The 12,427-nt window shown below is 62.4% G+C and carries 14 protein-coding genes; 3 read left to right on the top strand and 11 right to left on the bottom strand.

Annotated elements, in window-relative coordinates:
• Nucleotides 1–36: 36 nt before the first annotated feature.
• From RY113_RS11655 to RY113_RS11685, 7 genes are all read right to left on the bottom strand, one after another.
• A complete protein-coding gene (locus tag RY113_RS11655; RefSeq protein ID WP_315914706.1) occupies nt 37–825 on the bottom strand; it encodes an alpha/beta hydrolase in 789 nt (262 codons plus the stop codon).
• 3 nt (nt 826–828) lie between these two features.
• Nucleotides 829–1,218 carry a hypothetical protein gene (locus tag RY113_RS11660; protein ID WP_218868133.1) on the bottom strand — a complete coding sequence of 130 codons (390 nt, stop codon included), beginning with the start codon at nt 1,216–1,218 and terminating at the stop codon, nt 829–831.
• A 103-nt stretch (nt 1,219–1,321) separates the two neighbouring features.
• Nucleotides 1,322–2,080 (bottom strand): 4-hydroxy-tetrahydrodipicolinate reductase, encoded by a 759-nt coding sequence (gene dapB, locus RY113_RS11665; RefSeq protein ID WP_315914707.1) that lies wholly within the window; start codon nt 2,078–2,080, stop codon nt 1,322–1,324.
• 10 nt (nt 2,081–2,090) lie between these two features.
• Entirely contained in the window at nt 2,091–2,576 is a 486-nt protein-coding gene (locus tag RY113_RS11670; protein WP_315914708.1) for a molybdenum cofactor biosynthesis protein MoaE, read from the bottom strand.
• Nucleotides 2,566–3,066, bottom strand: a complete 501-nt coding sequence (locus RY113_RS11675) for a MogA/MoaB family molybdenum cofactor biosynthesis protein (protein ID WP_315914709.1) — start codon at nt 3,064–3,066, stop codon at nt 2,566–2,568. Before RY113_RS11675 ends, RY113_RS11670 begins: the two co-directional genes overlap by 11 nt.
• Nucleotides 3,063–3,599, bottom strand: a complete 537-nt coding sequence (gene moaC, locus RY113_RS11680; RefSeq protein WP_110104359.1) for a cyclic pyranopterin monophosphate synthase MoaC — start codon at nt 3,597–3,599, stop codon at nt 3,063–3,065. Before moaC ends, RY113_RS11675 begins: the two co-directional genes overlap by 4 nt.
• Nucleotides 3,587–4,942, bottom strand: a complete 1,356-nt coding sequence (locus RY113_RS11685; RefSeq protein ID WP_315914712.1) for a molybdopterin molybdotransferase MoeA — start codon at nt 4,940–4,942, stop codon at nt 3,587–3,589. The genes moaC and RY113_RS11685 overlap by 13 nt, the downstream gene beginning before the upstream one ends.
• Before the next feature lie 190 nt (nt 4,943–5,132).
• Between RY113_RS11685 and moaA the strand changes: the two genes are divergently transcribed.
• Genes moaA through RY113_RS11700 form a run of 3 tightly spaced genes read left to right on the top strand, consistent with a single transcriptional unit; the run spans nt 5,133 to nt 6,948 of the window.
• Nucleotides 5,133–6,221: a GTP 3',8-cyclase MoaA gene (gene moaA / locus RY113_RS11690; RefSeq protein WP_110104889.1), complete on the top strand. Its 1,089-nt coding sequence runs from the start codon at nt 5,133–5,135 to the stop codon at nt 6,219–6,221.
• 3 nt (nt 6,222–6,224) lie between these two features.
• Nucleotides 6,225–6,506, top strand: coding sequence for a MoaD/ThiS family protein (locus RY113_RS11695; protein WP_110104361.1), 282 nt, complete (start codon nt 6,225–6,227; stop codon nt 6,504–6,506).
• A 25-nt stretch (nt 6,507–6,531) separates the two neighbouring features.
• Nucleotides 6,532–6,948 carry a hypothetical protein gene (locus tag RY113_RS11700; protein WP_315914713.1) on the top strand — a complete coding sequence of 139 codons (417 nt, stop codon included), beginning with the start codon at nt 6,532–6,534 and terminating at the stop codon, nt 6,946–6,948.
• A 60-nt stretch (nt 6,949–7,008) separates the two neighbouring features.
• On the opposite strand, the gene RY113_RS11705 is transcribed toward RY113_RS11700, so the two are convergent.
• From RY113_RS11705 to RY113_RS11720, 4 genes are all read right to left on the bottom strand, one after another.
• Nucleotides 7,009–8,373, bottom strand: a complete 1,365-nt coding sequence (locus RY113_RS11705) for a pitrilysin family protein (RefSeq protein WP_315914714.1) — start codon at nt 8,371–8,373, stop codon at nt 7,009–7,011.
• A 3-nt stretch (nt 8,374–8,376) separates the two neighbouring features.
• Nucleotides 8,377–10,617, bottom strand: coding sequence for a polyribonucleotide nucleotidyltransferase (locus RY113_RS11710; protein ID WP_315914715.1), 2,241 nt, complete (start codon nt 10,615–10,617; stop codon nt 8,377–8,379).
• A 384-nt stretch (nt 10,618–11,001) separates the two neighbouring features.
• Complete coding sequence (gene rpsO, locus RY113_RS11715; RefSeq protein ID WP_110104365.1) at nt 11,002–11,271, bottom strand: 30S ribosomal protein S15; 270 nt, start codon at nt 11,269–11,271, stop codon at nt 11,002–11,004.
• A 157-nt stretch (nt 11,272–11,428) separates the two neighbouring features.
• Entirely contained in the window at nt 11,429–12,370 is a 942-nt protein-coding gene (locus RY113_RS11720) for a bifunctional riboflavin kinase/FAD synthetase (RefSeq protein WP_110104366.1), read from the bottom strand.
• Between the last annotated feature and the right edge of the window lie 57 nt (nt 12,371–12,427).

The following is a 12,427-nucleotide window of genomic DNA, read 5'->3' on the forward strand; positions in this document are numbered from 1 at the left end:
GTGGACCGATTGTGGCCCAGCACAGCAATATGGTGCCTACACGGACTCCAGAAAAGGCAGCCAGTGGGCCAACACCGGGCCCGGCGGCACCAGCGTGGAACCGTGGCTGCGTCCGGGGAGTTCCACAAAACGGGCATGGGGCATGAGCTCCGCGGCACGTTGGGAATCCGCCACCCTGCCGCTGTCCCTGGAGCCCGCCATGAGCAGGGCTGGGACGGTGATGGCTGCCATATCGGAGTCGGGAATTGCGGGATCGGCCTCCGTCTGCGCAAAATAAGCCCGCAGCGAGGCGCCGTGGTTCGCCAGGAACGCGGCACGGGTCTGGGGATCCAGGGTCCCGCCCATGCGGGCCTCCCACCCCTCAACAAAGGAGGGCATGCCGCCTTCCCTGAGAGCGGCGTCATACTCGGGAAAGAAAAGTTCCCCGATGGTTCCAGGTTGGATCCGGTAGGTGCCACCCAGGGACGTCAGTGAGAGCAACCTGCCGGGCTCGGCCACCGCCAGGGAAAAGCCAAGCCGGGCCCCCACCGAGTAGCCACCAAAGTGTGCCTGCTGCACACCAGCAGCATCCAGGACAGCCAGCGCATCGGCTACGAGCGTGGCCATGGCGTAGTCGGAGGGCCGCGTGGGCTTGCCACTGCGGCCGTGCCCGCGCAGGTCCATGGTGATGACGCGGTACTGCTCGCGGAATGCCTTGGTGTAGCCGAAACCGCGCCAGATCGCCCTGCTCAGGGCGCTGCCGTGGACCAGCAGCAGCGCCGGCCCCTCCCCCACGGAGTCCCAGGAAATCTCGGTTCCATCCTGCGGGTTGCATGCCAATGGCACGGTTCAGGCCTTTTTGAACAAGGCGATGGCGTCCCGCATTGACTGGCGGGCACGCTTACGGTCACCGGCGGCATCGTACGCGCAGGAGAGCCGGAACCAGGAACGCCAGTCCGCCGGTGCGCCTTCGGCTTCGAGCTTGTACTTTTCAAACTCGGCGTCGGCAGCTTCGCGAACGATCCGGCCAGCTGGGGTGCGTGGCAGATTGTCTTCGGGCAGGCCGCCTTCGGCTTCGAGGATGCTGGCCATCTTCTCGGTCCGCGCACCGAAGAGAATCTCGTTGACCAGAGCCCAGGCAGCCACAAAGGGGATGACCAGGTAGGCCACGCCCAGCAGCTTCGCAATCCAATCAGGATCACCCATCAGCAGCACGGCCCGCTGCAACATGATGACCATGTAAAACACCAGCAGCAGCGCAATGAGCGCCACCCAAATTTTAGTCTTCGTGATTTTCACTTTTGCAGCCTTTGCGGTGGAATTTGCGCCCTGTGCCACGGTCCTAGCCTTCTAGGTCAAGGTAGCCGTCAAGGCCCACCGTGAGTCCGGGGCGGGCGCCCACAGTGCGCACACCCAGTAGCACCCCGGGCATGAAGGATTCGTGGTTGTAGGAGTCGTGGCGGATGGTCAGGCCCTCGCCGTGGCTGCCGAACAGCACTTCCTGGTGGGCCACGAGCCCGGCCAGGCGGACGCTGTGCACGGGGACGCCGTCCACGCAGGCTCCGCGTGCGCCGTCGAGCTCGGTTTCAGTGGCGTCCGGGGCGGGCGCCACACCGGCCTCACGGCGGGCCGCGGCAACGAGTTGTGCTGTGCGCAGGGCCGTACCGGAGGGGGCATCAACTTTGCGCGGGTGGTGCAACTCAATGATTTCCACTGAGTCGAAGTACTTGGCGGCCTTCGCGGCGAAGTGGGTGGCCAGGACGGAGCCCAGCGCAAAATTGGGGGCAATCAGAACACCGGTTTCGGGGTGCTGTGCCAGCAGTGACTCCAGTGCAGCCACGCGCTCGGTGTCCCAGCCGGTGGTGCCCACCACGGCGTGGATGCCATGTTCGACGGCGAACCGCACGTTGGCCACGGTGGAATCAGGGACCGTCAAATCCACCACCACCTGGGCGCCGTGTTCCAGGAGCCCCTCCAGCGAATCGTTGCGGCCCAGCGCGGCAACCAACTCCATGTCCGCGGCGGCGTCAATGGCGCCAACAGCAGCCGTTCCCATTCGTCCTTTGGAGCCGAGTACGGCCACCTTCAGCATTTCACTCATGGGTTTAAGCCTACTGGTTTTCCGCGAAGCCCTGTTCCAGGTCCGGCACCGCCCCTGCACCCACCCATTCGGCAGTGCCGTCGGTGAAGAATTGTTCCTTCCAGATAGGTACCTCGGCCTTGATTCGCTCCACGAGCACCGAGCAGAGTTCAAAGGATTCGCGCCGGTGTGAGGAGGCCACGGCGCACACCAGCGCTGGCTCTCCGATTTCCAGCGGGCCTACGCGGTGCGCCACCCACATCCGCACGGGGTGTCCACTGGGGTCCTGTGTCCCCTCGGAAAAGGATTCCACAATTTTCTCCAGTACGCCCTGGGCGAGTGGATGCGCGGTGTAGCTTAGCCGCGCAACCTGACGGCCGCCGTCGTGGTTGCGGACCACGCCGCTAAAGGTCACTACGGCCCCGGCGGTGTCAGATTCAACGGCGGCGATGGCGGCATCTACGGAGATCGGTTCGGCGCTGAGGCCTGCGTAAATGGTATGGATATTAATGCCCATGGCGTCCGCCTACTTGCTCACAAAGATGGATGATGATGGGATCCAGCACGGCCAGCCCGTCCATGACACCGGACGGGGAACCTGGCAGGTTCACAATCACGGTGTTCCCGGCGGTTCCGGCGTGGCCGCGGCTCAGCGCTGCCATGGGGGTTTTAGCCAGCCCGGCGGCACGGATGGCCTCCATGATCCCGGGAATCTGGCGCTCCAGCAGGGGCAACGTCATCTCCGGAGTTTCGTCGGTGGGGCTCAGACCCGTTCCCCCGCTGGTGATAATGAGAGCAGGATGCTGGTTCAGCACGGCCCGCAACGCCGCTCCCACGGGCGCACCGTCCGGGACGATGACGGGCGGCTGGGTGTCAAAGCCATGCTCGCGCAGCCAATCAGTGATGATGGGGCCGGTTTTATCCTCATAGACGCCCAGTGCCGCCCGGGTAGAGGCGATCACGACGGCGGCGCTCCCCAAGGAGGTGCCGGGCTCGCAGGCGCTCATGCCGTGGCTCCTTCTGAGGGCACAGTGGGAGCGGCCGGGAGCTCAACGCTCCAGTCTCCGCTTTTGCCGCCACTCTTGGCCAGGACCTGGATACCGGAGATAACAGCATGCTTGTCCACGGCCTTGATCATGTCATAAACACTCAAGGCAGCCACTGAAACGGCGGTCAGGGCTTCCATCTCAACCCCTGTCACGCCGCGTGTTTTCACGGTGGCAAAGATGGTGACGGTGGTGGCCCCGAGGTCAAAGTCCACAGTGACCTTGGAGATGGGCAGCGGGTGGCACAGCGGCACCAGCTCCGGGGTCTTTTTGGCGCCCATGATCCCAGCCACCCGTGCCACGGCCAAGGCGTCGCCCTTGGGCAGTCCACCGGAGCCGAGCAGTTTCATGACCTCTGCGGTGGTGGTGACGGTTCCGGTGGCGGTGGCCTCGCGGGTGGTCACGGCCTTGGCGGAGACATCCACCATGGCTGCCGTGCCATCCTGGCGCAAGTGGGTGAGAGAAGGAGAATCTGAATTAGTCACAAGAGCCATACTTCCACTTTTGCGCCGGCCTGTAATTCAGTGGCTCCGGCTGGGAGCTGGATCAGGGCATTGGCTTGCGCCAGGGCCCCCAGCAGGTGGGAGGACTCTGCCCCTACTTCACGCACTGACGGGGCAGATTCAAACTCAGGACCAGAGTAAATTCCGCGCCGGACCTGGTGCTTGCCTAAGGGTGAGGTCATAGCGTGTTCCAGGACGGCCACCACCCGTTGACGTGGCACGGGCGCTCCCAACAGAGCAGTCAAGGCCGGGCGCAGGAACATCTCAAATGAGACGAAGGCGCTGACAGGGTTCCCGGGAAAGCCGAGGAAAGGGATGCCCCGGAAGGTGCCCGCCGCCTGAGGTCCCCCTGGCTGCATGGACACCGAGACGAATTCCACGGCAGCGTCCGCTGCCGTACCCAGGGCCTGTTTGACCACTTCAAAGGCACCGGCGCTGATGCCGCCCACGGAAATGATGAGATCGCATGCTGGCGGGGACCCGGCGTCGGCGTCCCCAGTTGAGTCGGTGGCCTCAGTTGCGCCGGTGGTGTTGGTGGCGTTGGCAGGTGGCCGGGTATGAGCGGCCAGAAGCGCCAGCAATTCGGCGGGGTCATCACGTACCGTGGTGGCTGTTAGCACCTCGATCCGGGCTTCCTCTAGGCAGGCACGCAACAGCGCCTGATTGGCGTCGTAGATCATTCCCGCCGGCAATCCTTGGGCCGCGGCAGGATCCCCCGGTGTCAGTACCTCATCCCCCGTGGTCAGTAACAAAGCGCGGAGCGGGCGCCGGACCGTCAGCTCAGTGAGGCCTAACGCCGAAGCGAGGCCCATGTGCGCCGCGTTCAGCACGGTTCCCGCCGTAATGACAACACTTCCGCGCTGTACGTCAGAGCCCTGCGCCCGGACAAATCGCCCTGCCGCGGCAGCCGGCAAGCGGACCGTGTCCCCCGCACCAAAGCGGTTGGGATCCGCCATCTCAATGGGCACCACGGCATTGGCACCCGCCGGGATGGGCGCCCCCGTCATGATCGGAGCGGCCATACCGGGGGCCAGCGGGGCCGGAACCGCGCCTGCAGCAATGACCGGAGCAATACCGTAAATGGTTGATTCGCCATTATCAACACTTATAGGTTGTTCAATCCCGGTATGGATCGCGTAGCCATCCATTTGGGAGTTGGCGAACGGCGGAAGGTCAAGGGGGGCCACAAGATCGGCCACGAGCACCCGCCCCACCGCACGGTCCAACCGGACGGGCGTTCCGGCGTCGTTCTGCACCGACGCGGGCAGCTCCGAGAAGCACTGCCGTAAAAGCTGCTCAACGCTCTGCTGATGTTCGGCCACAGTTCTGCGCATGGTTTCCTTCCGCTGTGCGCCCGGCGGCGCTCTCTTCACTTATCCTAGGTGGGCGCGGCCTTCGCGAGGTTCAACACGGCGATCCAGGCGCCTTAGGGCCCCGCGCTCGCTGTTATAAGCCGATGGGTGCGCTGGAAAGCCAATAATGGCGTAGCGTTGAACCATGGATACTCAAGCTGTGTCACTGGGCATGCCGGAAGTGCGCCCCGGCTCCGAAGAATCTGGTGCCCCCCGCCTTGGCGGTACGGAGACCGGCTTGCTGGATCAATTTGGCCGGGTGGCAACAGATATGCGGCTGTCACTGACCGACAAATGTAATTTGCGCTGCCAGTACTGCATGCCCGAGGCCGGATTGGATTGGCTAAAAAAGGACAAGCTGCTCACCGCTGAAGAGATCGTTCGGCTCGTGGGTTTGGGCGTGAACCGTCTTGGCGTGCGCGAGCTGCGACTCACCGGCGGCGAGCCGCTGGTACGCGCAGACCTCGTCGAAATCATTGCAGCGCTTCGCCGCAACCACCCAGAACTGCCCATTTCGCTGACCACCAATGGTGTGGGACTAGCCAAAAAGGCTCAGGCCCTGGCGGACGCAGGGCTGACACGCCTGAATGTTTCCATGGACACGATTCAACACGATGCCTTCCTTGAACTGACCCGGCGCCCATTCCTGGACCAGGTCAAGGCCGGCATTGAGGCAGCTGCGGCGGCCGGTTTGAAGCCCATCAAAATCAACGCTGTCCTGCTGCGCGGCATTAATGACACCACTGCGGGGGAACTGCTTCAATGGAGCCTGGACCGCGGTTATGAACTGCGTTTTATTGAGCAAATGCCCTTGGATGCCGATCACGGCTGGACCCGCGAAGGCATGATCACCGCCGAGGAAATCCGCGCTCTGCTCGCCACCGACTTCGAGCTCTCCCCCGATCCGCGCGCCCGCGACGGTGCGCCCGCTGAGCGCTTCGAGGTCCGCCACGCCGGCACTTCCCAGTTACTAGGTACGGTGGGCATCATTGCCTCCGTCACCGAACCGTTCTGCGCTGACTGCCGCCGCACCCGCATCACCGCTGAGGGCAAGGTCATGAGCTGCCTGTTCTCCCGCACCGAGGTGGACCTACTTGAGCTCTTGCGCGCCGGGGATTCCGAGGACGACGACGACGCCGTCGCCGCCCGCTGGCAGGACGCCATGTGGGCCAAACCGAAAGCTCACGGCATGGGACATCCCGGACTCGGCGATGCCGACTTTGTCCAACCGGACCGCAGCATGAGTGCCATTGGAGGATGAGCCATGCACATTCGATTCTTTGCTGCAGCCGCAGCAGCCACGGGTGTTGAAGAGCAGCGGTTAGACCTCGCCTTCGGTGCCGGCGCCGCACCTTTCACACTCGCTGACCTCTCCGTTTTCCTCGTGGACAGCTTCCCTGTCTCTGCTTCAGGCCACACTCCCCCACTGGCGGAGGTCCTGACCCGGTGCAGCTTCCTGGTCAACGAGGTTTCCACCCGGGACCTATCCCGCCAGCTCTCCCCGGGCGATGTGGTGGACGTACTCCCGCCGTTTGCTGGAGGATAAACTCGCCATCTGATAGCTTGGCGCCATGCATTCATTACGCGCTTCAGTGCGGACGGTGGCGGTTATTGGTGTGTTGATGGTGACAGGGACGCTCGCAGCGTGCGCCCCAGGTGGCGAGAGCTCCACCCTTGCCATGCGTCCCGCCACCACTAGCACAGAAGGTGATTCAGCGTTGCTGACAGGCGTACTGCGCCATGAGGACGGTTGCACATTCGTGGACTCGGCGGCCGGTGAAGCGGTGGTTCCTGTCTTCGCCGAGGATACAGCAGCCTGGTCAGGCGGCACCCTCACCTTCAGCGGGGCGTTGAGCGCTACGGACAAGGCTGTCGCCGGCGACACGGTGAACCTCGCAGGAGGCCAGGCCCAAGGCATTGCCCAGGACTGGAAAATACCCGATGGGTGCCGTGCCTACGGCTCCTTCTGGATCGTTTCCGGCGGCTGAACACCTCGGCCCGCGCCGTTTCAACCTCACATCAGAAATCGAGCGGGCTGGGCCGAAGTACTAAAGCGCTAGGCCGAAGGTTTCGTTTTCCTCGAAGGGTCCTACCACGGTGATGGTGCGCGGGGCGGCAGCCAGTTCACGTGCCAGATCCTGCACCTCGGCGGCAGTCACCTGGCGGACGCGAGAGAGGGACTCGTCAATGTCGAAGTACTCTCCCGTGACCAGCTCGGCACGCCCCAGCCTTGACATGCGTGAGCCGCTGTCTTCTAACGCCAGCACAATGCCTCCGGAGAGCTGACCCAGGGCCTTGCGCAGCTCCTCGTCGGAAACGCCGTGTTCGGCCAGCTTCTCCAACTCGGCTTCCAACAAGCCAATAACCTGGCCAACCTTGGCTGGCGCGCAGCCTGCGTACATGCCGAAGTATCCGGCGTCGGCATAGGAGGAGGCAAAGGAATAGGTGGAGTAGACCAGTCCGCGCTTTTCCCGAATCTCCTGGAACAGGCGTGATGACATGCCGCCGCCCAGAATTGAATTCAGCACGCTCATAACGAAGCGGCGCGGGTCCGTTGCCCGCAGTGACGGGCAGCCCAAGATGATGTTGGCTTGTTCTACCTGGCGGTTGACCACCAGCAAACCTGCGGTGCCGGTGATGGAGGTGGGATCGCTGGCTCGCCGCGGCACGGGGACAACTCCCTCGTCCAAGGACCAGCCGGCCGTGCGCAAAGCGTCCAGCACGAGTGTGCAAACCACATCATGATCGAGGCCGCCTGCGGCGGTGATGACAAGTGTTTCGGGCCGGTAGTGCTTCTGGTAATGCTCCCAGACGGACTCGCGGGGAACTGCCTTGATGACTTCCGGGGTTCCGCCGATGGGGCGGCCCAGGGCATGCTCGCCCATGACCGCCGCAACAAATTTTTCATGGGCAACGTCAGTGGGATCATCGCCATCCATAGCGATTTCTTCCAAAATGACGTCGCGTTCCTGCTCCAGCTCATTCGGATCAATCACGGCTGAGGTGACCATGTCAGCAATGACATCAATAGCCATGGGCAGGTCGGTGTCCAGCACACGTGCGTAGTAGCAGGTGCTTTCCTTGGCCGTCGCGGCGTTGGATTCACCACCCACCTCGTCAAAGGCGGAGGCAATCTCAAGGGCCGTACGGCGTTTGGTGCCCTTGAACAGTAGGTGTTCAAGGAAATGGGTGGAGCCGTGTTGGCCCTCGGATTCATCCCGAGAGCCAACACCAACCCAGAACCCGATTGTCGCACTGCGCTGTCCTGGCATGGACTCCGTCAGGACCCGCACCCCTCCAGGCAGGACCGAGCGGCGCACCACGGCGCCTCCGGCCTGTCCGGAAATTATGGTGGAGTCATTGCCGGCGTGGCCGTCAGCAGCGCTAAGAAGCGGCAAAAGGGTAATAGCCATGAATTATTCAGCAGCACCTTCGGTAGCTGCTTCTTCAACGGCGTCGTCTTCGCCGGCAACAACCGGTGAGAGTGAGAGCTTGCCGCGGTCATCGATCTTGGTGATTTCCACCTGAATCTTCTGGCCTACGGACACTACGTCATCTACGTTGTCCACGCGCTTGCCATCGGCCAGCTTGCGCAGTTCGGAGATGTGCAACAGACCATCCTTGCCCGGTGTGAGCGATATGAACGCACCGAACGTGGTGGTCTTGACAACTGTGCCCAGGTAACGCTCGCCAATCTCAGGAATCTGAGGGTTGGCAATGGCGTTGATCGCTGAACGAGCGGCGTCCGCTGAGGGACCGTTCGTTGCACCGATGTATACCGTGCCGTCATCTTCAATGGAGATGTCAGCGCCGGTATCTTCCTGGATCTGGTTGATCATCTTGCCCTTGGGCCCAATGACCTCGCCGATCTTATCAACGGGGATCTTGACCGCGATGACGCGGGGCGCGAACTCGGAGAGCTCGTCCGGGACGTCAATGGCGCTGGTCAGAACGGACAGGATGTGCAGGCGTGCTTCGCGGGCCTGCTTCAGTGCGGCAGCCAAAACGGAGGCCGGGATGCCGTCGAGCTTGGTGTCCAGCTGGATAGCCGTGACGAACTCTGCGGTACCGGCAACCTTGAAGTCCATGTCGCCGAAAGCATCTTCGGCGCCCAGGATATCGGTCAGGGCTGCGTAGCGGGTCTGGCCGTCAACCTGGTCAGAGACCAAGCCCATGGCGATACCTGCAACAGGTGCCTTCAACGGCACACCGGCGTTGAGCAGCGAGAGAGTCGATGCACAAACCGAGCCCATGGAGGTTGAGCCGTTGGAGCTCAGCGCCTCGGAGACCTGGCGGATGGCGTAAGGGAACTCTTCGCGGGAAGGAAGAACCGGCATGAGAGCGCGCTCAGCCAGGGCACCGTGACCGATTTCGCGGCGCTTGGGCGAGCCCACGCGGCCGGTTTCACCGGTGGAGTACGGCGGGAAGTTGTAGTTGTGCATGTAGCGCTTGCGCGTTACCGGGGACAACGAATCAATCTGCTGTTCCATCTTGAGCATGTTAAGCGTGGTGACACCCAGGATCTGGGTCTCGCCGCGTTCGAAGATAGCGGAACCGTGCACGCGGGGCAGAACTTCAACTTCAGCAGTGAGCTGGCGGATGTCCGTCAGGCCACGGCCGTCAATGCGGATCTGCTCGGTGAGGATGCGCTGGCGGATGACGTGCTTGGTGACCGCACGGAAAGCAGCTGAGAGTTCCTTCTCGCGGCCTTCGAAATCGCCAGCCAGGGCGGCCAGGGTGGCGTCCTTCAAAGCGTCGGAGGCGTTGTCGCGTTCCTGCTTGTCGGCAATGGAGAACACGGTGGCAAGCTTGGTGCCGGCAGCAGCCTCAACGGCGTTGTAGACGTCATCCTGGAAGTCCAGGAATACGGGGAATTCAACGGTGGGCTTGGCTGCGCGTGCGGCCAAATCTGCCTGTGCATCACACAGTGCCTTGATGAACGGCTTGGCAGCTTCCAGACCCTGGGAAACAACCTCTTCGGTAGGAGCCTGGTGGCCCTGTTCCTTGATGAGCTTCCAGGAGTTGTCGGTAGCTTCTGCTTCCACCATCATGATGGCAACGTCATCACCGCTGACCTTGCCGGCCACAACCATGTTGAACACGGCGTTTTCCAGCTCGGAGTGCTTCGGGAAGGCAACCCACTGGGGGCCTTCACCGTCGTCGATCAAGGCAACGCGAACGCCGCCGATGGGGCCGGAGAACGGCAGGCCGGAAAGCTGCGTTGACATGGAGGAGGCGTTGATAGCCACCACGTCGTAGAGCACGTCCGGGTTGATTGCCAGAACAGTCACAACAATCTGAACTTCGTTGCGCAGGCCCTTGACGAAGGCCGGGCGCAGCGGGCGGTCCATCAGACGGCAGGCCAGGATGGCTTCCGTTGAGGGGCGGCCTTCACGGCGGAAGAAGCTGCCCGGGATGCGCCCGGCAGCGTACATGCGCTCTTCCACATCAACTGTCAGCGGGAAGAAGTCAAAGCCTTCACGCGGGTGCTTGCCGGCCGTGGTGGCTGACAGCAGTACGGTGTCTTCGTCAATGTAGACCATGGCAGCACCTGCTGCCTGCTGGGCAAGGCGTCCGGTTTCAAAGCGGATAACGCGCTTGCCGTAGCGGCCGTTGTCAATAACGGCTTCTGAATACTGAATCTCGGGACCCTCCATGTGAGAGTCACCTCCATTTCCTGGGTAGATGAACCTAATGAACCCCTGCCAAGGAACTGTGCCGCGTTCTTCCCAGGACACCACCGGATACTGCTGTGGCTCTCTGTACAACACCCGGTCTTCGATCGAGGCCCACGGGCATGAAACGCTGAAGGTTTCTTCCCGGAGGCCACTACCGAGGACCGCGAATGCGTGAATGCGTCTCTTAAGTGCCTTGAAAATATAGGGGCTTCTAATGCTGCGGGCCGGTGCGCTAACGGCTGGCCCGTTTTTCACTGTGTGAGCGTTGCCCACGTTGTGAGCTGATCAAACACTGTGAAAGGCGGCCTTCCCGCGCCGTTGACGCAAGCGTCTTGGCATGGGAGGGCCGCCTTGTATCGCAGACTAGCGGCGCAGGCCGAGGCGCTCGATGAGCGTACGGTAGCGGGTGATGTCGGTGTCCTTGAGGTAACCGAGCAAGCGACGACGGCGACCAACCAGGAGCATCAGACCGCGGCGGGTGTGGTGATCGTGCTTGTGCATCTTCAGGTGCTCGGTCAGGTCGGTGATACGACGTGAGAGCATTGCAACCTGAACCTCAGGTGAACCAGTGTCGCCTTCGCTAGTTGCGAAAGCCTGCATGATTTCTTGCTTTACAGCGGCGTCTAATGCCACAAGTAACTCCTATAAATGTGCCGTGAACAAATACCTGCGTCCAACACAAATGCTGGGCCAAACACAGGAAATTCCAGCCACCACGGACTGCAGCCGGATTCCATCTTTCAGTTTAGTGCAGAAGAGGCACCAATGTCGAAGCAAGGTGATCAAACACTCAGGCGAGGATGTCCCGTGCCTGGCTCACGTCTTGATGCATCTGCTCAATGAGAGCCTCCGGACCGGTGTACGCCACCATCCCGCGCAGCCGCTGCACAAACTCAACCACCACATGCTGACCGTAGAGATTGAAAGCCTCCACGGGCTCTTCGGGCCTGTCTATAACGTAGGCCTCAACCTGGCGGCTAACACCTATAAAGGTGGGGTTGGAGCCCACGGAGATGGCTGCCGGCCAGCGGTGCCCGGCGCCGTCGGTCATCCAGCCGGCATAAACACCGTCGGAGGGGATGATCCCGCACGCATCGGGTGAAAGGTTTGCGGTGGGGAATCCCAGTTCACGCCCGCGCGCGGCGCCATGAACCACTTCCCCGCTCATGGTGTGGGCGCGGCCAAGGACGCTCAAGGCTGTGCTGACATCGCCTTGCTGAAGTGCCTCCCGGACCCAAGTGGAGGACCAGCGCCGGTCATGGCCTTCCTCATTGACCACCACGACGTCGAACCCCAGGTCTGCGCCTAAACTCACCATGGTACTGAGGTCACCGGCGTTGCCCCGCCCAAAACGGACATCCTGGCCCACCACCACGGCGACAGCCCCGAGGGTTTCCACGAACACGCTGCGCACAAACTCTTCGGGGCTTTGGGCGGCAAATTCGAGGTTGTAGGGCATCACCAGTACCCCGTCCAGGCCCAGAGCTTCCATGGCTCTGAGCTTGTCAGCCAGGCCCATGATCTGCTCTGGAGCCGATTCAGGGCGGTGGACCAGTGCCGGATGCGGGTCAAAGGTCAATGCCACCGCTGCGCCGTGACGGGAGGCAGCCTCGGCACGCACCTGGGCAAGGACTTCCTGGTGACCCTTGTGGAGCCCGTCAAAGTTGCCCAACGTGACCACGGTAGGGCCAAACGCCGGGGGAACTTCTGCCAGAGAATTCCAAATCTGCACTACATTTCCTCATCCACTTAGTTGCTCGCCCTGGTGGCTCATTCTCGGGCAATGTTC

This window comes from Arthrobacter sp. lap29 (assembly GCF_032458965.1).
Lineage (GTDB): Bacteria > Actinomycetota > Actinomycetes > Actinomycetales > Micrococcaceae > Specibacter > Specibacter psychrochitiniphilus.